Origin of the sequence: Aeromonas sp. S13(2024) (assembly GCF_041402405.1) — a bacterium.
Classification (GTDB): domain Bacteria; phylum Pseudomonadota; class Gammaproteobacteria; order Enterobacterales; family Aeromonadaceae; genus Aeromonas; species Aeromonas veronii.
Genome location: NZ_JBGLRA010000003.1, coordinates 15,537 through 35,153 on the forward strand (window position 1 = coordinate 15,537; position 19,617 = coordinate 35,153).

Genomic DNA, 19,617 nt, shown 5'->3' on the forward strand with positions numbered 1-19,617 from the left:
GAACACTATGAAAAACATCGACGTCCAACAGCTCACAGCGCAATTTCCACTGGTGCAATCCCTGATCGCGCTTGAGCCAGTCACCTGGTTCAACCCCAACACCACCACTCTGGCTGCCGGTCTGCCCTATGTGGGGCTCGATAACCGCAATGTGGCAGACGCTTCCGCCCGCTTGGCCCGCTTTGCCCCCTACATGTGCGAGGCCTTCCCCGAGACCCGCGCCAGCAACGGCATCCTGGAGTCCGAGATCGCCGCTATTCCGGCGATGCAAGCTACGCTCAACCAGCGCTACGGGGTCGAGGTCACCGGTCGACTACTGCTGAAAAAAGACAGCCACCTGCCCATCTCAGGCTCCATCAAGGCCCGTGGCGGTATCTACGAGGTGCTGACTCACGCCGAACAGTTGGCGATCAAGGCTGGTCTGCTGCGGGAAGAGGATGACTACCGCAAACTGTTCAGCGACGAGTTTCGCCAGTTCTTCAGCCAGTACAGCATCGCAGTGGGCTCCACCGGCAACCTCGGCATGTCTATCGGCATCATGAGCGCCAAGCTCGGCTTTACCGTCACCGTCCACATGTCAGCCGATGCGCGGGAGTGGAAGAAGCGCAAGCTGCGCGAACACGGCGTCATCGTGGTCGAATATGCCGAAGATTACGGGGTGGCAGTGGAACAGGGACGCAAAGAGGCCGAGCGCGATCCCAACTGCTTCTTTATCGACGACGAGAACTCCCGCACCCTGTTCCTCGGCTACTCGGTGGCGGGCGAGCGGGTGAAAAAGCAGTTCGACCAGATGGGCATCAAGGTAGATGCCGACCACCCGCTGTTTGTCTACCTGCCTTGCGGCGTGGGTGGCGGCCCGGGCGGCGTGGCCTTTGGTCTCAAGCTCGCGTTCGGAGACAACGTCCACTGCTTCTTCGCCGAGCCCACTCACTCCCCCTGCATGTTGCTGGGGGTCCACACCGGATTGCACGATGCCATTGCGGTGCAGGATCTGGGCATCGATAACCTCACCGCAGCCGACGGCCTCGCGGTAGGTCGCGCCTCCGGCTTCGTCGGCCGCGCCATGGAACGACTGCTCGATGGCTTCTACACCCTGAGCGATCAGGAGATGTATGACCTGCTCGGACTGCTGGCGCGCGATGAGCTGATCACACTCGAGCCCTCCGCTCTGGCTGGTATGGCCGGCCCGTGGCGGGTGGCAGCCCATCCCGAGTGGCTCACCGTGCGAGGTTTCGATGCCGCAACCATGGCACAGGCCACACATCTGGTGTGGGCCACCGGCGGTGGCATGGTGCCCGCCGAAGAGATGGCAAAGTACCTGGCCAGCGCCAAGATCTAGGCTGTTTTGCCACATTTATCTGCAAATCAACCCGCCATCACGGCGGGTTTTCTGTTGTGGGAACAAGGGGATGGGGCTGTTCTGTCGCAGTCCATGGCGACAATTTCCCCAAGTTGGTCAGTTTGTGCTAAAATGGCGCTCATTTTTTGACATCTCGCGTCACGTTCGCCGCCAGATTGCCCATCGGGCTCTCTGCCCGGGTCGTGACTTTGCACCATCATGCCTGATGATGTTCCCCCCAGGATGAGCCGACAGGCTCCCGTCAAGGTGGGCACCCTCAAGGGCACATGAGATAAGGAGATCGGGTAATGAAACAATATCAAAGCTGGCTGGGAGATTATCTGATGAGCCGACGTGACGGAGATCACGCGATGGCTTCGGAACTTGCCAACACCATCTGCGCCTTCTGGAAGGCCCAGGGTGATGAAGCAGAAACCAGCAAATGGCAGCAACGCTATCAGCAACACGTAGAGCAGGCGCAATAAGCACCTGCACTCTTTCGCGATAAAAAAACCGGCGCACATGGCGCCGGTTTTGCGTTTCTGGCAAGCAGCAGATTACATCTGGTCGATCATGTCCTGAGCAAACTGGGAGCAGGAGCGCAGGGTGGCCCCTTCCATCAGACGCTCGAAGTCATAGGTGACGGTCTTGTTGCGGATCGCCGCTTCCATGCCCTTGATGATGAGATCGGCCGCTTCAACCCAACCCATGTGGCGCAGCATCATCTCGGCGGAGAGGATCAGGGAGCCCGGATTGACCTTGTCCTGACCGGCATACTTAGGTGCAGTACCGTGGGTCGCCTCGAACAGGGCCACACCGTCACCGATGTTGGCACCCGGCGCGATACCGATACCGCCTACCTGAGCGGCCAGCGCGTCGGAGATGTAGTCGCCGTTGAGGTTCATACAGGCGATGACGTCATACTCGGCCGGGCGCAGCAGGATCTGCTGCAGGAAGGCGTCGGCGATGACATCCTTGATGACGATGGTCTTGCCGGTTTTCGGGTTCTTGAAGGAGCACCATGGGCCGCCATCGATCAGCTGGGCACCGTACTCGTTCTGGGCCAGGGCATAGCCCCAATCCTTGAAGGCACCTTCGGTGAACTTCATGATGTTGCCCTTGTGCACCAGAGTCACGGAGTCACGATCGTTGTCGATGGCATACTCGATGGCGGCACGCACCAGACGCTCGGTACCGGCCTTGGACATCGGCTTGATGCCGATACCACAGGACTCGGGGAAGCGAATTTTCTTCACGCCCATCTCGTTTTGCAGGAAGGCGATCACCTTGTCCGCTTCGGCACTGTCGGCCTTCCACTCGATGCCGGCGTAGATGTCTTCGGCGTTTTCGCGGAAGATCACCATGTCGGTCAGATCAGGACGTTTCACCGGGCTCGGGGTGCCGTCGTAGTAACGCACCGGGCGCAGGCAGATGTAGAGATCCAGCTCCTGACGCAGGGCTACGTTGAGGGAGCGAATACCGCCACCGACCGGCGTGGTCAGCGGGCCCTTGATGGCCACGCAATATTCACGAATGAAATCCAGGGTTTCGGCCGGCAGCCAGGCACCTTCGCCATAGACATGAGTCGATTTCTCGCCGGTATAGATCTCCATCCAGGCGATCTTGCGCTCGCCCTTGTAGGCTTTCTCGACCGCAGCATTCACCACATTCAACATGGCCGGGGTTACGTCAACACCGATGCCATCCCCTTCAATAAACGGAATGATCGGATGGTTGGGAACCTGCAGCTTGCCGTTGGCATCGACTGTGATTTTCTGACCTTGGGTCGGGATTACTACTTTACTTTCCATCGGCATCTCCTAACTTCCGTTTGTTATCAACTTGTTTGTTGCGCGCGGCCATCTTAGCCCATTCATTTTCATAATAAAACGACAAGAAAGCATGTCAGACCAAAGAGGTAGCCACCCGCCAGTGCGCCGTCACCACGCCTTCCCGACCCAGCCCCGTTATCCCTCCAGCTCGCTGGCCGCCGCCTGCGGCTGACTCAGGGAACGGTACTGGGAAGGGGTCAAGCCGGTCTTCTGTTTGAACACCCGGCAGAAGTAGTTCACGTCACTGTAACCGCAGCGACTGGCCACCTCTTCAAGACGAAAGCGGTACTTTTTCAGCATGAATTTGGCCCGATCGATCCGCACCCAGCTGATGTAATCGGCAAGGCGCATATGACCCTGCTCGCGGAACAGGTGGGAGAGATGGCTGGCTGAAACGTTGAAGCGGTGGGCAATGGAGTCACGGGTGATGGGACGGTGAAAGTTCTCCTGGATATAGATGCAGATCCCGTGAAAGAGCTCTGCCCCCCGTGGCCGATCCGTGGCGGACTCCAGCAACAGCTGACGGGCACTCGCCAGCAGGGCCTGCAGCAGGTGATCATCGGTGGGGGAGCGACCGGGATCCTCGGTCAGTACGTTCAGCGCCGCCAAAATGTGTTCGATCACATGGCCCGCCCGCGCCATGATGCTGTGCTTTTGCACATCGAAGAAATCGGGATCTTCACGGCGCTTGCTCACCAGGCTGAACCCCAGCTGGCGTTTGCCAAACAGCAGGCTCAGCACCGAGCAGTCGGTGGTCCAGAGCGGCTTGTTCCAGCCGTTGGGAGGGATATAGAGCGCCTGTCCCGGCAATACACTGATCTCTCTGACCCCCTCCTCCCTGTCCCAAATTTGGTTGAGATACTCGCCGCTAAAGACCAGCTCGAGGCGGGGAAAGTTGACCTGATAGCTGAAACCGGGTGGCACCCCCTGTTCACTGGCAAACCAGATTTGGTCAAATGGAACCTGTTCGCTCAGGGCTCCGTCGAGCAGTTGGCTGAAGATGAGAGACATGGTGATCCTGATCAAGAGAGAGGCAAGCGGTTGCGGCGCGCACGACCGCCCATGTTATAGTCCGGTCCACAGCAGTAATGCCACCCTTTTCTGCACCCGATTTTCTTCAAACTAGACGAGGCGTCCCTTATGAGCAGTAGCGATCTGCCCTCCTTTCTGTTGATGCAAAACCCGATTCAAGGCTATGACTGGGGCAGTCATGACTCCCTCACCACCCTGTTTGGCATTCCCAACCCACAAGGCAAACCCCAGGCCGAGCTGTGGATGGGCGCCCATCCCAACGGCTGCTCCGAGGTAACGCTGGCGGGCAGTGTGCAAAAGCTCTCTTCGGTGATCGACCGGGCCCCGGCCGCCGCGCTGGGTGAGGCCACCTTCGCCCGTTTTGGCAGCCTGCCGTTCCTGTTCAAGGTGTTGTGTGCCGAGAAGGCTCTCTCCATTCAGGTGCACCCGAGCAAGGCTCAGGCCGAAGCGGGCTTTGCCAAAGAGGAGGCCGCAGGCATCGATATCAAGGCGAGCAATCGCAACTACAAGGACCCGAACCATAAGCCGGAGCTGGTCTTTGCCCTCACCCCCTATCAGGCGATGAACGGCTTTCGCGCCATTCCCGCCATTCTGGCACTGTTCGAGCGGGTCAATCTGGCGGCCATCGCCGATCTGACCGCAGCCCTTGCCGCCAGCCAGAATGAAGCGGGCCTGCAGCACTTCTTCCACCAGCTGCTGGTACTGGAAGGGGCGCGTAAGGACGAGGCGTTGGAAGGGCTGCTGGCCTATGCCGCCGCCCATCAGGATGAGGAGACGTTTGCCCTCATCACCAGTCTGGCGGCCCAGTACCCGGGAGATGTGGGCCTCTTCTCGCCGCTGCTGCTCAACGTGGTGACGCTTGAGCCCGGTCAGGCGATGTTCCTCGATGCCTGTACCCCGCACGCCTATGTGCGCGGCACGGGTCTCGAGATCATGGCCAACTCGGACAACGTGCTGCGCGCCGGCCTCACCCCCAAATACATCGATGTGGCAGAGCTCTTGGACTGCACGCGCTGCCAGGCCAAACCGGATGACCAGATCCTGCTGGCCCCCCGCTGTGATGGCGCGGTACAGCACTTCGACGTGCCGGTACCTGACTTCACTTTCAGCGTCTACCCAGCTGGCGAGCATCAGCTCACCACTGCCAGCGCCGAGATCCTGTTTGCCATCGATGACACAGTGACCCTCAAGCAGGGCGAACAGTCACTGCGTTTGGAAAAGGGGCAATCTGCCTTTATTCCTGCAGCGACTGGCAATTATCAACTGCTGGCCGAAGGGCGGGTCGCCCGCGCCGGCAACCGCTGCTAATCAACATAAGAGCCGACTCTCGTTGGAGGGGGAAGATGCCTCCCCCTCCCAACAGAGCAATATGGCCTACCAGTCAAGTCAGTCTGTATCTCTACTGCTCTCTTATGCCTACTTTCCTTCAGGCATCTCGCTCTGAAGCCCATCCCTGACTGCATCCTGCCCACAACCAGCTCCACAGGTTTGTCGCCTGAGCTTGGCGCACCCCTGATGCAGATGACTGGGTCTGCTGATACGAAGAAAATTCCAGCCTGCACAAGCAACGGCGACACTCTGAGTATCCGAAAATGGAGGCAATAAAAATAACAACTCTACTCTCTACTATTTTCACCCCCTGATGAAAGCTAAAACAGCACATAGATGCATCGCCATTAAACCTTTCCCCAGCCATCATCATTCGGTCTGTAAACATTTGGCACACGTAGTCATACAGAACCATTGGTAATGAAAATGAAAGGAATCTATTTTGAATTTTCGAGATGCGGCCCTATTTTTTAGTCGTTCTATAATTTAATTCCAAGCAGACCATTCGATCTTTGCTGAGAATAACAGCATAAGAAATCAAAATTAAAACACTGATATATAAACAGATTTACTTTTAACTCTACTTTAAATTGACGTAATCCGTAAAAAAGCCAGGCCGCATTAACTGACAATCCAATCAATTTAAAGGCAGGATAATGAGAGATTTGATATTTATTTTTTGATATGCCAGCCAAACCTCATTGCAGTAAAGAAATAAACCTTAAATACCCTCTGTGATTAAGATCTCTTTTATTTGATTTATTTTTAAGGTATCACATCTATTCGCCGCTATAAATTTCACACAAAGATCCCCTGACAAAAATAGATAAAAGAGGATATATGCTGACAAAAATGACAATTGGGCAAAAGCTGACCATGGCGTTTACCACTCTCGCTTTGTTGATGCTGGGTTTTGCCTGGTTTGCCACTTTACAACTCTCCAATATTTACCGTGACGCCAGTGAGGTCAGCGACAATATCGTTCCCTCCATCCGGGCATCCAGCCAGATGCATGTGTCCTTGCTGGACGCGCGCCGTGCCGAACTGAATATGGTGATAGATGCACTGGGCAAGGATCTCGACTCCCTCAACAGCAGCACACAGTCTTTCGAAGCGGCAAAGAGTCAGTACATGGCCGCCGAGCAACGGTATGGATCGATGCCTTTTGTGTCGGAGCGAGATCGCAACATGTTTGCAGAGCTGAAAACTGCAGCAGCCAAATATTTTTCAGCCCATGGTGACTTGGAAACAGCCATACGGCAGGGAGATATTGCCAAGGTGCAGTCGCTGATCAAAAACGAATCTCGTGCAGCCCTCGAGCAGGCAGGACAGGATGGTCTGGAGCTGCGCAAGGAGAACGATCGGGTCGCCAACCTGCTGACCAAGCAGAGTGAGGCTTCCTATGAACGGGCAAAACTGCTGAGCACTACAGTCGGTGCGCTAACCTTGCTGTTCGTCGTTATTGTGGCCTGGCTGCTGATCCGGCAGATCCGCAATCCTGTGATGACCCTGCTGGAGCAGACCCGCCAGGTGGCGGCAGGCAACCTCACCAGCCAACTCGACATGAAGCAATTCTCCCATGACGAGCTGGGTAAGCTGGCTGAGGGGTTCAACGAGATGCAGTCCAATCTGCGCATGCTGGTCAACGAGGTCTCCAGCTCGGTAGTGCAGCTGGGCGCGGCCGCCGAAGAGATCAGCGCGGTGGCACAGCAATCGGCCAACAACATGGGCGCCCAGCAGCATGAGCTCAATCAGCTGGCCACAGCCATGAACGAGATGCAAGCCACGGTACAGGAGGTGGCCCGCAACACCAACGACGCCGCCAGCGCAGCGACGTCGGCCAGCGACACAGCCGCACAAGGCAGTGAGACCGTCAATGACTCAATCGGCAGGATTGAAAAGGTGGCTACCGCCATCGAAGAGACTGCTCTGGTGATCCGCCAGCTGGGTGATGACAGCCGAAATATCGGCATGGTGCTTGAAGTCATTCAGGGGATTGCCGAGCAAACCAACCTGCTGGCACTGAATGCGGCAATCGAGGCAGCCCGAGCCGGTGAACAAGGTCGTGGTTTCGCCGTAGTTGCAGATGAAGTCCGCACTCTGGCCAAACGAACCCAAGACTCCACTTCCCAGATCAACCACATCATCTCCGAACTGCAGCAGCGTGCTAACGAAGCGGGCGTCACCATGCAACAGAGTCAGGATATGATGTCCGAGACGGTCCACACTGCTCGCGAAGCGGGAGCCTCTATTGCCGAAATAAGCAGCTCGGTTAACAGTATCTCCCACATGAATATTCAGATTGCCACCGCAACTGAAGAGCAGGGGGCGGTAAGCGAGGAGCTCAATCGCAATGTAGTCAACATCAGCAATGCCTCGGAAGAGGTGGCGACCGGCGCCAAACAAATGGCTCAGGCTTGCAACGACCTCAACCTGTTGGCAACACAACTGCAAGAGGTTGTACGCAAGTTTCGGACATAACACCCGATTCTCCTCCCCTCATTAATCAGCTCAATAAGGCTGAAGCACTAAACAGCCCGCCATTCATAAAAGTGGCGGGCTTTGTCAAACAAGGAACCATACAAAACCCGAAGACACCCATGCTGCACATAACAAGTGATCAGTAGATGGATTAACTCACATCAAGAGCAGCCCTCCCTCTTTCTGATTGTTCTCTCAACGCGTTTTGCCAGCACCTTCACATTTTCCGCCCTCAAAGCAGCACACAAATCTCCATACCTCCGAAGGCGAAACCTTTTCGTTGCACTCATGTAAGTAGCAAGATCAATTCATAATTCATTGTTTTTATTTAAAAAAAATAAAGCATCGGTATGAGTTGGCTTTTATGATGATATGCGAGCTGAGTCACATGGCGACTTTCACAGCACAAAAATCCAGTAAACGGCACATTTGTCCGATTTCGGCACCGCGCCAACGGGAGAACAATATCCAGGTCAATTGTTCCCCCCATCATGCGGCTCGGCAACGGAGCCAGGAGAGTAATATGTTACCCACCATGACCAACGGCAGACTAATCTGCCTGGAGTTGAAGGCCACCAGCAAGGAGGCTCTATTCGACGAGATGGCACAGATGCTGGCGCGCGATGGCGCCGTGTCTGATCAACAGCAATTCGTCAAGGATATCTGGGCCCGCGAGCAGCTGGACTGCACCGGCTTCGAGCAGGGTGTCGCCCTGCCCCACGCCAAGAGCAAGGCGGTCAGTCGTCCGGCCATTGCCATCGGTGTCAGCCGCCAAGGTATCGAGTACGGCGCCGAAGATGGCAAGCCGACCCAGCTGATCTTCATGATCGCCTCCCCGGATGGCGGCGCCAACCACCACATCGAAGTGCTGGCCGAGCTCTCTACCCGTCTGCTGGAGCCGGGCTTTATCGAGCAGATGAAAGCGGCCACTACCGTCGAGCAAGCCCTGACTCTGCTCAAGCAAGGCCCGAAAGCGGAAAAACCGGCGCCAGCCGCCAAACCGGAGGCCTCTGCTCCGGTTGAACCCACCGATCGCACCTTCAAGGATCGCCTCAATACCATGAAGCAGCACCTGCTGTTTGGTACTTCCCACATGATCCCCTTCATCGTGGCGGGCGGTGTGCTGCTCTCCCTGTCGGTGATGATGAGCGGCAAGGGCGCCGTACCGGAAGCGGGCTTCCTCAAAGACATGGCGACTATGGGTATCGCCGGTCTGACCCTGTTTACCGCAGTACTGGGTGGCTACATCGCCTACTCGCTGGCTGACAAGCCGGGCCTAGCCCCGGGCATGATCGGCTCCTGGATTGCCGTTCAGCACTATCAAACCGGTTTCCTCGGCGCCATTCTGGTGGGCTTTATCGCAGGTTTCGTGGTCAATCAACTCAAGCGGATCAAGCTGCCTGACTCCATGACCTCCCTCGGTTCCATCTTCATCTATCCGCTGATCGGTACATTCCTAGTGTGTGGCATCGTGATGTGGGGGATCGGCGCCCCGATCGCCGCCATGATGGAAGGGATGAACTACTGGCTCTCCAGCATGGCGGGCTCCGGTAAAGTGATGCTGGGTGCCATTCTGGGTGGTATGACTGCCTTCGATATGGGCGGCCCGGTCAACAAGGTTGCGACCCTGTTTGCCCAGACTCAGGTCAACACCCAGCCCTGGCTGATGGGCGGTGTCGGCATCGCCATCTGTGTGCCGCCGCTGGGTATGGCACTGGCGACCTTCATGTCTCCGAAGCGTTACAAGAAAGAGGAGCGTGAATCCGGCAAAGCGGCCGCCATCATGGGCATGATCGGTATCAGTGAAGGGGCCATCCCGTTTGCCGCTGCTGACCCCATGCGTGTTATCCCGGCCATCGTCGCAGGCGGCATCGTCGGCAACATCACCGGCTTCATGATGCACAGTATCAACCACGCCCCCTGGGGTGGCTGGATTGTCCTGCCGGTTGTTGAAGGCAAGATGGGTTACATCCTGGGCACCATCCTCGGCGCCCTGACCACTGCCATCATCGTCAACATTCTGAAAAAACCGGTGAGTGAAGAGGAAGAGGTCACCACCACAGATAGCGACTATCAGGTGATTGAAGGGGAAGGGGAAGCGGACGTACTGGCCATCACCGCCTGCCCGTCCGGTGTGGCCCACACCTTCCTCGCCGCCAAGAGCCTGCAAAAGGCCGCCGCCAAACAGGGGATCAAGATCAAGGTCGAGACCCAGGGCGCCAACGGCATCATCAACCGCATCACCGCCAAGGATGTCGCCAACGCCCGCTGCGTCATCTTCGCCCATGACGTGGCGATCAAGAACCGCGAGCGCTTCACCGATATCGAGGTCATCGACGTGAAAACCAAGGAGGCGATCCACAACCCAGAAGCGCTGCTGGCCCGCACGCTGGGCAACAAGGCAAACGCCGCCTGATAGCAGTCAGACCAACCAGTACAAGGGGCCCATCGCGGGCCCCTTTTCGTTGCCTGCCGGGCAACTCATCATTAGGGAGTCCACTCCTGTTTACCTCAGAGTGCAACCGCACGCTGTTGTGGCCCATCGTTCAGATGTCAACGAACAGATTGGCTAACGCCCCCGGCACGGATCTGCTATTATCCGCGGCCTTATGATCAAGACCCATACTGGCGTGACTGTAACGCCGCCATAACCCCGCCCTTTGCGGCACCTGCCGCCTGACTCTGGTTATCACAACCGGAGCGTGTTTGTTTATCCGTCATATACCAATACAACAATGTGATCCTGCCCGAACGCCATCTGACCCCCAAGTCAGTGGATGCTCTGTGCTATGGCTCCTCAACAAGCGAGAAAATCCCCCCATGCTGGAACGTGCAAGACAAGAGTGGTTCTCCAACATCCGTGGTGACCTGTTAGCCGGCACAGTAGTGGCACTGGCGTTGATTCCGGAGGCCATCGCCTTCTCGATCATCGCCGGTGTCGACCCCAAGGTCGGCCTCTATGCCTCCTTCTGTATCGCCGTGGTTATCGCCTTTGTCGGCGGTCGCCCCGGCATGATCTCGGCCGCCACCGGCGCCATGGCGCTGCTGATGGTGACCCTGGTGAAAGAGCACGGCCTGCAATATCTGCTGGCGGCCACCCTGCTCACCGGGGTACTCCAGATCGCAGCGGGTTACCTGAAGCTCGGCAGCCTGATGCGGTTTGTCTCCCGCTCAGTTGTCACCGGCTTCGTCAACGCCCTGGCGCTCCTCATCTTTATGGCCCAGTTGCCTGAGCTCACCAACGTCACCTGGCAGGTCTACGCCATGACGGCGGCGGGCCTTGGCATCATCTATCTGTTCCCGCTGATCCCGCTGGTGGGCAAGCTGGTGCCTTCTCCGCTGCTCTGCATCGTGATCCTGACGGCAGTCGCCATCACCATGGGCATCGATATCCGCACCGTGGGCGACATGGGCGAGCTGCCCGATACCCTGCCCATCTTCCTGTGGCCGGAAGTACCGCTCAATCTCGAGACACTGGCCATCATCTTTCCATATTCCGCAGGTCTGGCCGTGGTCGGTCTGCTCGAATCCATGATGACGGCGGCCATTGTCGATGACCTCACCGATACCAGCAGCGACCGTAATCGCGAGTGCAAGGGCCAAGGAATTGCCAATATCGGCGCGGGCCTGATGGGTGGCATGGCGGGCTGCGCCATGATTGGTCAGTCCATCATCAACATCAAATCCGGTGGCCGTGGCCGCCTCTCCACCTTTGTTGCTGGCACTCTGCTCATCCTGATGGTGGTCTTCATGGATGAGTGGATCCGCCAGATCCCCATGGCAGCATTGGTGGCCGTGATGATCATGGTCTCTATCGGGACGTTTTCCTGGGAGTCGGTTCGCAATCTCAAAAAGTACCCGCTCTCCACCAATATCGTGATGATCGCAACTGTGGCTGTGGTCGTCGCTACCCATAACCTGGCGCTCGGGGTATTTGTCGGGGTGCTGCTCGCATCCCTGTTCTTTGCCAACAAGGTTGCCCGCTTCATTCTGGTCAAGAGCGACAGCGAGCGCCATGGCGAGGTACGTACCTATCAAGTTCGGGGCCAGGTTTTCTTCGCCAGTGCCGAGCAGTTCTTTGCCGGATTTGACTTCAAGGAGGTGGTTGAGAAAGTGGTGATCGACCTCACCCATGCCCACTTCTGGGACATCACCGCCGTCACCGCACTGGACAAGGTGGTCATCAAGTTCCGCCGTGAGGGCACAGACGTTGAGCTGATTGGTTTGAACGAAGCAAGCGCCACTATCGTTGACCGCTTTGGTGTGCACGACAAACCGGAAGAAGTTGAAAAGCAGCTGGCTGGCCACTGATCACAAAAAGGAATTCATCATGACAAACATTTTCGCCTGTATCGATGGCTCCCCGGCCATGACAGCGGTGTGCGATGCGGCGGCATGGGCCGCTACCAACACCGGGTTACCCGTCACCCTGCTGCACGTACTGGAAAAGAACGAGTTTGAAGGGCAGGCCGATCTCTCCGGCAATATTGGACTTGGCAGTCGCGAGCAGCTGCTCAAGGAGCTCGCCGAGCTGGATCACCAACGCAGCCGTCTGGCCCATGAGCAGGGACGGATGCTACTCGAGAGCGGCAAAGAGTATCTTGCTGGCTTGGGGATGTCAGAGGTCGATACCCTGCAACGCCACGGCCAACTGGTCGAGACAACCCAGGCACTCTCATCCGGTATGCGAATGTTGGTCATGGGCAAGCGGGGCATGACCCATGCCCACGAGCTGATTGGCAGCCATATCGAGAACGTCATCCGCACCCTGACCAACCCCATCATGGTGGCGCAGCCGGGCTTTCAGGCCCCAAGCCGCTTCCTGTTTGCCTATGACGCCAGCCCGACCGCCAAGAAGGTGCTGGAGTTGATCGCAAGTAGTCTGCTGCTCAAGGGGCTTGAGTGTGAGCTGGTGATGGTCGGCGAACCGGGTGACGAGCACGAACGCCAGCTGGCAGAGGCCAAGCAGGTGTTGAAAAGTGCGGGTATCAGGGGTGAAGCAATGCTGCTGCAAGGCGATGTGGTGCCCGTTATCTGCCAGTATGCCACCGATGTGGGCTGCGAGCTTATCGTGATGGGGGCCTATGGCCACTCACGCATTCGACAGTTCATCGTGGGGAGCACCACCACGGGGATACTGAAAACCAGCCATACCTCTCTGCTATTGCTGAGATAGCGACCATTCAAGGGGCCCATCACGTGCCCCTTTTCGTTGCCGACCGAGCAACCGCACATCATCCCACCGACCAAGCCACTGATTTAAAACATATTAACCAGTCACATCACGGATCTTGGCGAGCCGTCACAGAACGGTGAAGTGTAAAAAAACAGCAATTGAAGCGCTAGTCAGATCTCATGTCAAATGGCTCCGCCTACTAAACTGGAGCATCACAAAAATGATAAAAATCAATAAATTGGTTCTGGCTGTTACCCTCACCCTCACTGCCACCCCCTTGCTGGCCGCCCACTGGACGTGTGGCGACCACGTGCGCTTTGGTCTGCCCTCCGAATCGGATCAGAAGCTCTGCCGTGAAGGATATGCCGTCGGCTACAACTACGACTACAAGGTGGCGGACTGGGTCTCCTACCGAATGACCGCCCAGAGCGCACAGGGCACAGTGCCGCGCAAGGATGCCTTCGCCGAGGACAGGGAGATCCCGGTCGCCTATCGCGCCACCCTCTCCGACTACAAGGGCTCGGGCTACGATCGTGGCCATCAGGCCCCGGCAGGGGACATGAAATCGAACAAGAACACCATGAAAGAGAGCTTCCTGCTGAGCAACATGACACCGCAGATCGGGGTGCTCAACCAGAAGGCGTGGCGCGTGCTGGAGGACAAGGTGAACAAGTGGGCGGTCTCCCGCAAGGATGTGCAGGTGATCACCGGCCCCATCTTTACCGGCTCTGAAGAGTCCATCGGTCAGGGTGTGGCGATCCCGAGTGCCTACTACAAGATCGTGATGGACCCGGCCAGACTGCAGGCCATCGCCTTTATCCTGCCGCAGGAAGAGGTGCCCATCAGCCAGATCGCCGACTACCGGGTCTCGGTACGTGAGGTGGAGGAGCAGACCCAACTCAACTTCTTCAGCGATATGCCCGAAGAGCAGCAAGAGACGCTGGAAGCCCGCATCTCCCCGATGTGGAACTGACCGCGAATACTCATCAGCAGATAGATTGACACCCCAGCTCTCTTGAATCGCGATAGAGGGAGGGGCCAGCACCCCTCCCAGCAGGGGGAGTTACGCTCCCCCTGTCCCTTTCAGATGGCTGCTGACCCGTTGCGGCCATTTTTGCGGCCACAGGTATGGCATCACCCGACGACCCGCCCCGACTCACAGTTTGCCACGCCGTTAACTGGTATATTGCCCTCTCTTTGGCACTAACAGACTGAATTGACGCACATTTGCCTTATCCCATCGGCCCGCAAACCGGAGCCCACGGCGCGATTCAGCCCGACAGAGGACCTTTTGATGAAACAGACCCTTCTTGCCCTCACCCTCGGCGGCCTGCTCGCGCTCTCGCCCCTCACCCTGCAAGCGGCCGAGAGTTCGATGCAGATGGAGCACGACCTCAATACCCTGGTCAGCAAACGCCAGGCGGTGGACATGCTGCTCGGCGAAGCGCTGCAGATCTACAAGTCGCCAGCCAAGATCTCCCACGCCGGTTTTACCGCCAAGATGCCGAGCAATATGGAGCTGGTGACCGAGCGGCTGCTGGCCGCCTACCAGCTGGAACCCTACCGCACCGACCTGCTCATCTCGGCGGCCAACGCCCAGATCTACAACGGCAACCTGAGCCGCGCCATCACCTTGCTGGAGCAGGCGCAGGCCGTCGCCCCCGATGATCTCGACATCAACAGCTATCTCGCCATCTGGCAGCTGGTGAAGGGCAACAAGGATGCCTCCCGCAGCTATCTGGCGAAAGTGGCGGATCGCAACAGTGGCCGCGCCGCCGATCTGGAGGAGATCATCGCCCGGGTGCAGCGGATCACCGCCGCCCCGCTGCAGACCGAACTGACCGAGGATCAGGTCAAGGCCAGCAGGGAGGGCAAACGCGCCATCGTCACCCTGGGCTACGCCCTCAATCCCGACGGCAGCATGGACAAGATCCTGCTGGGCCGCCTGCAAACCACCCTTGAGCTGGCCAAGGCCGACCCGGAAGCGCTGATCATCCTGACCGGCGGCGTGCCCCAGAACCGCCAGACCGAGGGCAAGCTGATGGCTGACTGGCTGGCCAACCACGGCATCGACCGCAGCCGCCTGATTGAAGAGAACTACGCCACCAGCACGGTGGACAACGCCCTCTACAGCGCCTATGCCCTCGCCCGCCACCAGATTGACTATGCGGTGCTGGTAAGCTCCGCCAGCCATGTGCGCCGCGGCCAGACGGTGCTGGAAATCGCCTGCGACCAGATTGGCCCGGCCAACATCAAGGTGGCGAGCGTCAGCTACCCCGACAAACCCCTCGAGGAGCTGGCCACCCCGAGCGAGAGCGAGCTGCTCGGCATCTACCGCGACGCCCTGCGCACCTACGGCATGTGGAGCTACCGCTCCGCCCCGCTGATCGAGCGTTGATCGGCCATCAAAACGAAAAAGAGAGGGAGGCGTGATGCCTCCCTCTCTTTTATTGACCGATGATTGGCCAAGCCTCGCCCGTTAGCTGACGATAAAGCCCTGTGAGGGGCCCGCTTTGGGATCATCACCGAAGCGGTTTGGCCCCTGCTGGCCATTGCAGACCATAAAGTAGATAAGCACCAGGGTGCCGATAATGGGGATAAGCCCGAGCAGCAGCCACCAAGCGCTGCGGTCGGTATCGTGCAGACGACGGGCCGCCACCGCCAGCGATGGCAGCAGCACAGCAAGCGAATAGATGGAGCTGATCAGCTCATTGTCGCCGCCAATCAGCTTGTCCACCATGCCGAGCAGCAGCATAACGATGACGTTGCACAGCACAAACATCCAGTATTCGGTGCGACGGGCCCGCCCGCTGAATACCGCATATTGCTTGAGGACCGAGATATACCAGTTCATTGCGCCTCCTGAGTGGCCTTTATGCCTATGAATAAAAAGAGCGTCGATAAAACAAGTAGTTAAGAGCTTAGCGCGATCATCCCCCGGAGTCGACAATGATGCCCGAACGCCTCCCAAACTAATCAGCTGCGGCAATCATTGACCGACCGAGCCGAAAGATAATTTGCCCTGCAACAGGGCAAATCACCCCCATCAGCGCATCACTCTCGTCACAAGCAGGAAAATGGTGCTTAATAATCCATTAGCAATCGTATGGACTCAGCGTGAGGATAGCGGTAGATTCGGCGCCCAATCCTGAACAGGATCTGTGTCTCCCTCCCATAATGAATCCACTTATTCATTACTTCTCCTAACACAGGGATAGCCATGAGTATTACACGCAGAGATTTTCTCAACGGCGTTGCCATCACAATTGCGGCAGGCGTCGCTCCCATCAATCTGCTCAAGGCTGCCGAAGGCGGCAGCACGCTGGCGGATAAAACCCTGGCCTACCCGCCCGCCCTCACCGGCCTGCGCGGCAACCACCCGGGCTCTTTCGAACCGGCCCACAGCATCGCCCGTGACGGCAAGCAGTATGATTTTGCCAATATTCCCCTTGAAGGGGAGGTCGATCTGGTGATCGTCGGCGCCGGGATCAGCGGTCTGGCCGCTGCCTGCTTCTATCAGCAACTGCTCGGCACGGATAAGAAGATCCTGCTGCTCGACAACCACGATGACTTCGGTGGCCACGCCAAGCGCAACGAGTTCACCACCCCCGATGGCCTGCGGCTGGGTTACGGCGGCAGTGAATCCCTGCAATCACCGCGTTCGGTCTACAGCCCGGTGGCGCTCGGTCTGCTCAAGGCGCTGGAGGTCAACATCGACGAGCTGGCCGCCGGTTTCCAGCAGACCTTCTATCCGGATCTGGGGCTGAGCCGCGGCGTCTATTTCGACGAGAAGCACTTTGGCGTCAACAAGATAGTGAACGGGGATCCGGGCCACAACGTGGCGGACGATATCCCCCGCGATCGCCTGAACGGTCGTCCGCTGGCAGAGTTTATCGGTGACTTCCCGCTGGATGATGCCGACAAGGCCGCCCTGTTGGCCCTGCACGAAGCGAAGATAGACTACCTGAGCGGCATGACCCGCGAGCAGCAGGACGAGTGGGTGACCCGCAACAGCTACACCACCTTCCTGCGCGATAAAGTGGGCCTCAGCGAGCGGGCGATCACTTACTTCCAGCAGCGCACCAACGACTTCCAAGCGGTCGGCATCGACGCCACCGCCTGCGCCGATGCGCGCCTCTGCGCCTTGCCGGGGTTCGACGGCCTCAATCTGACGCCGCTGGATGCCGAGGAGCAGGCGGAGCTGGACGATCCCTACATCTTCCACTTCCCCGATGGCAACGCCGGTCTCACCCGCCTGATGGTACGCAAGCTCATTCCGCAGGTGGCGCCGGGTCACACCATGCAGGATGTGGTGTTGGCCAAGTTTGACTACAGCAAGCTCGACCTGCCGGAGCACAAGGTGCAACTGCGCCTTGGCAGCACGGCGTTGCAGGCCAAAAACGTGCGCCTAGCCGATGGCAAGCTGGCGGTGGATGTCACCTACATCAAGGAGGGGAAACTGCACCGGGTGCGGGCCAAGCAGTCGATCATGGCTGGCTACAACATGATGATCCCCTACATGGTGCCCGAGATGCCGGAGCCCCAGAAGGAGGCGCTGCGCCAGAACGTCAAGGCGCCGCTGGTCTACACCAAGGTGGTGATCAAGAACTGGCAAGCCTTCGTCAAGCTGGGGGTGCACGAGGTCTACTCTCCCGCCGCACCCTACAGCCGAGTCAAGCTCGACTATCCGGTCAGCATGGGTGGCTATGAGCATCCCAAGAGCCCGGATCAGCCGATGTGCCTGCACATGGTCTATGTGCCGACCCTGCCGGGCAGCGGCCTCTCGGCCCGCGAACAGTCCCGCAAGGGGCGCGCCATGATCCTCGGCATGCCGTTCGAACAGCATGAGCAGATGATCCGCGAGCAGTTGCAGGGGATGCTCGGCAGCGCCGGTTTCAACCATGAGCAGGATATCCTCGCCATCACGGTCAACCGCTGGTCTCACGGTTACTCCTATGTCACCAACACCCTGTTTGATGACGAAGCGCAGTGCGAAAAATGGATTGAACTGGGTCGCCAGCCGATCGGCAACATCACCATCGCCAACTCGGATGCAGGCTGGAGCCCCTACGCCCACGCCGCCATCGACGAAGCGTGGCGCGCCGTCAACGAGCTGGTAGCCATGAGCAAGGGAGGTGCCCAATGAGCCGCGCCCTGTCACTGACCGCCAGCGCCCTGCTGCTGGCCCTGCCCGCCCTTGCCGCCAACGCAGCCCCCGCCATGTCGGCAGGCGAATACGTGGCCAAGCTCGGCGATTGCGCTGCCTGTCACACCAGCGAAACCAGCAAGCCGCTGGCGGGCGGCAAAGGGTTCCCGACCCCCATCGGCACTGTATTTGCCACCAACATCACCCCGGACAAGACCCACGGTATCGGCAACTACAGCCTGCCGGAGTTCATCAAGGTGATGCGTGAAGGGGTGGCCCGCGATGGCCATCGCCTCTATCCGGCCATGCCCTACACCGCCTACGCCAAGATGAGCGATAAGGATCTCGAAGATCTCTATCACTATCTGATGAAGGAGGTGCAGCCGCTGGACATCGCCAACAAGGAAAGTGACATCCCCTGGCCCCTCAACATGCGCTGGCCGCTGATGGGCTGGAACTGGATCTACCACGATGACAGCCGCTTCACCCCGGTGGCGGGCAAGAGCGAAGAGTGGAACCGCGGCGCCTATCTGGTGCAGGGTGCCGGTCACTGCGGCAGCTGCCACACCCCACGCGGATTGGGGATGCAGGAGAAAGCGCTGACCGAGGCGGATCCCGTCTACCTGAGCGGGGCGGCGCTGGATGGCTGGTATGCCCCCGATATCCGCGGCAGCCGTTACAGCAAGCAGGCGCTGATCGACCTGCTGAAAACCGGCCGCAGCCAGCATGAAGCGGTCGCGGGCCCCATGGGGGAAGTGATCACTCACAGCAGCCAGTATTTCAGCGACGCCGATCTGGCCAGCATCGCCACCTATCTGACCGATCTGAAAGATGAACCGGTGGCGGAGAAAGGGGCCCGCGCCTACGCCAGTGCAAGCGGCAAGGCGGACTACGCCATGTACTGCTCCACCTGTCACGGGGTCAACGGCCAGGGCAATGACCACGTCATCCCCTCGCTGGTCAACAACCGCACCGTGCTGGCGAGCGATCCGTCGAGCCTGATCAATGTGCTGCTGCACGGTGCCGAAACACCGGTCACCCACGACCATCTGGGTTACCACATGCCGGGCTATGGCTGGACCATGGATGACGAGCGGCTCGCCGAGCTGGTCAACACCCTGCGCGCCTCCTGGGGCAATGAAGGCACCGCCGTCAAGGCGGCGGCGGTCAAGACCCAGCGCGAGCTGCACGGCAAGGAGTAAGGGCTGTCAGCCCTCTCTTGGCCAAGTGCCATAAAAAACGGGCCTCCACTGGAGGCCCGTTTGCTATTGATGAACCAGGT

General features: G+C 58.4%; 14 protein-coding genes. 11 read left to right on the plus strand and 3 right to left on the minus strand.

Features of this window, described 5'->3' with window-relative positions; translation table 11 throughout:
• Positions 1-7: 7 nt before the first annotated feature.
• Both ACB042_RS05850 and ACB042_RS05855 read left to right on the plus strand, forming a co-directional pair.
• Entirely contained in the window at positions 8-1,339 is a 1,332-nt protein-coding gene (locus tag ACB042_RS05850; RefSeq protein ID WP_371178024.1) for a D-serine ammonia-lyase, read from the plus strand.
• A 308-nt stretch (positions 1,340-1,647) separates the two neighbouring features.
• Complete coding sequence (locus ACB042_RS05855) at positions 1,648-1,824, plus strand: hypothetical protein (protein ID WP_005337712.1); 177 nt, start codon at positions 1,648-1,650, stop codon at positions 1,822-1,824.
• 72 nt (positions 1,825-1,896) lie between these two features.
• Here the strand turns inward: ACB042_RS05855 and icd are convergent, their stop codons facing one another.
• On the minus strand, positions 1,897-3,150 hold the full coding sequence (gene icd, locus ACB042_RS05860; RefSeq protein ID WP_204483122.1) for an NADP-dependent isocitrate dehydrogenase: 1,254 nt from the start codon (positions 3,148-3,150) through the stop codon (positions 1,897-1,899).
• 156 nt (positions 3,151-3,306) lie between these two features.
• Positions 3,307-4,182, minus strand: a complete 876-nt coding sequence (locus ACB042_RS05865) for an AraC family transcriptional regulator (RefSeq protein WP_252412228.1) — start codon at positions 4,180-4,182, stop codon at positions 3,307-3,309.
• Positions 4,183-4,311: 129 nt separating this feature from the next.
• Between ACB042_RS05865 and manA the strand changes: the two genes are divergently transcribed.
• From manA to ACB042_RS05900, 7 genes are all read left to right on the plus strand, one after another.
• Entirely contained in the window at positions 4,312-5,511 is a 1,200-nt protein-coding gene (gene manA / locus ACB042_RS05870) for a mannose-6-phosphate isomerase, class I (protein ID WP_371178025.1), read from the plus strand.
• An 861-nt stretch (positions 5,512-6,372) separates the two neighbouring features.
• A complete protein-coding gene (locus ACB042_RS05875) occupies positions 6,373-8,013 on the plus strand; it encodes a methyl-accepting chemotaxis protein (protein ID WP_371178026.1) in 1,641 nt (546 codons plus the stop codon).
• Between the two features lie 523 nt (positions 8,014-8,536).
• Positions 8,537-10,429, plus strand: a complete 1,893-nt coding sequence (locus ACB042_RS05880) for a PTS fructose transporter subunit EIIC (protein WP_371178027.1) — start codon at positions 8,537-8,539, stop codon at positions 10,427-10,429.
• Positions 10,430-10,833: 404 nt separating this feature from the next.
• Positions 10,834-12,324, plus strand: coding sequence for a SulP family inorganic anion transporter (locus ACB042_RS05885; RefSeq protein WP_371178028.1), 1,491 nt, complete (start codon positions 10,834-10,836; stop codon positions 12,322-12,324).
• A 19-nt stretch (positions 12,325-12,343) separates the two neighbouring features.
• Positions 12,344-13,189, plus strand: a complete 846-nt coding sequence (locus ACB042_RS05890) for a universal stress protein (protein WP_371178029.1) — start codon at positions 12,344-12,346, stop codon at positions 13,187-13,189.
• A 220-nt stretch (positions 13,190-13,409) separates the two neighbouring features.
• A complete protein-coding gene (locus tag ACB042_RS05895) occupies positions 13,410-14,162 on the plus strand; it encodes a DNA/RNA non-specific endonuclease (RefSeq protein WP_371178030.1) in 753 nt (250 codons plus the stop codon).
• A gap of 321 nt (positions 14,163-14,483) precedes the next feature.
• The gene (locus ACB042_RS05900) at positions 14,484-15,587 is read left to right on the plus strand and encodes a YdcF family protein (protein ID WP_181223693.1); all 1,104 of its coding nucleotides are present in this window, start codon (positions 14,484-14,486) and stop codon (positions 15,585-15,587) included.
• Positions 15,588-15,668: 81 nt separating this feature from the next.
• Here the strand turns inward: ACB042_RS05900 and ACB042_RS05905 are convergent, their stop codons facing one another.
• Positions 15,669-16,043 (minus strand): DUF805 domain-containing protein, encoded by a 375-nt coding sequence (locus ACB042_RS05905; RefSeq protein ID WP_129503665.1) that lies wholly within the window; start codon positions 16,041-16,043, stop codon positions 15,669-15,671.
• A 366-nt stretch (positions 16,044-16,409) separates the two neighbouring features.
• Here ACB042_RS05905 and ACB042_RS05910 point away from each other — a divergent pair, with 366 nt between their 5' ends.
• The gene (locus ACB042_RS05910; RefSeq protein ID WP_157162302.1) at positions 16,410-18,335 is read left to right on the plus strand and encodes an FAD/NAD(P)-binding protein; all 1,926 of its coding nucleotides are present in this window, start codon (positions 16,410-16,412) and stop codon (positions 18,333-18,335) included.
• On the plus strand, positions 18,332-19,537 hold the full coding sequence (locus ACB042_RS05915; RefSeq protein WP_279486848.1) for a cytochrome c: 1,206 nt from the start codon (positions 18,332-18,334) through the stop codon (positions 19,535-19,537). The genes ACB042_RS05910 and ACB042_RS05915 overlap by 4 nt, the downstream gene beginning before the upstream one ends.
• The last annotated feature ends 80 nt before the right edge of the window (positions 19,538-19,617 follow it).

What these genes read in the sequence shown, in the direction of transcription:
- ACB042_RS05850 (WP_371178024.1), top strand. Translation starts at nt 8, where the DNA reads ATGAAAAACATCGACGTCCAACAGCTCACAGCGCAATTTCCACTGGTG.
- ACB042_RS05855 (WP_005337712.1), top strand. Translation starts at nt 1,648, where the DNA reads ATGAAACAATATCAAAGCTGGCTGGGAGATTATCTGATGAGCCGACGT.
- icd (WP_204483122.1), bottom strand. Translation starts at nt 3,150, where the DNA reads ATGGAAAGTAAAGTAGTAATCCCGACCCAAGGTCAGAAAATCACAGTC.
- ACB042_RS05865 (WP_252412228.1), bottom strand. Translation starts at nt 4,182, where the DNA reads ATGTCTCTCATCTTCAGCCAACTGCTCGACGGAGCCCTGAGCGAACAG.
- manA (WP_371178025.1), top strand. Translation starts at nt 4,312, where the DNA reads ATGAGCAGTAGCGATCTGCCCTCCTTTCTGTTGATGCAAAACCCGATT.
- ACB042_RS05875 (WP_371178026.1), top strand. Translation starts at nt 6,373, where the DNA reads ATGCTGACAAAAATGACAATTGGGCAAAAGCTGACCATGGCGTTTACC.
- ACB042_RS05880 (WP_371178027.1), top strand. Translation starts at nt 8,537, where the DNA reads ATGTTACCCACCATGACCAACGGCAGACTAATCTGCCTGGAGTTGAAG.
- ACB042_RS05885 (WP_371178028.1), top strand. Translation starts at nt 10,834, where the DNA reads ATGCTGGAACGTGCAAGACAAGAGTGGTTCTCCAACATCCGTGGTGAC.
- ACB042_RS05890 (WP_371178029.1), top strand. Translation starts at nt 12,344, where the DNA reads ATGACAAACATTTTCGCCTGTATCGATGGCTCCCCGGCCATGACAGCG.
- ACB042_RS05895 (WP_371178030.1), top strand. Translation starts at nt 13,410, where the DNA reads ATGATAAAAATCAATAAATTGGTTCTGGCTGTTACCCTCACCCTCACT.
- ACB042_RS05900 (WP_181223693.1), top strand. Translation starts at nt 14,484, where the DNA reads ATGAAACAGACCCTTCTTGCCCTCACCCTCGGCGGCCTGCTCGCGCTC.
- ACB042_RS05905 (WP_129503665.1), bottom strand. Translation starts at nt 16,043, where the DNA reads ATGAACTGGTATATCTCGGTCCTCAAGCAATATGCGGTATTCAGCGGG.
- ACB042_RS05910 (WP_157162302.1), top strand. Translation starts at nt 16,410, where the DNA reads ATGAGTATTACACGCAGAGATTTTCTCAACGGCGTTGCCATCACAATT.
- ACB042_RS05915 (WP_279486848.1), top strand. Translation starts at nt 18,332, where the DNA reads ATGAGCCGCGCCCTGTCACTGACCGCCAGCGCCCTGCTGCTGGCCCTG.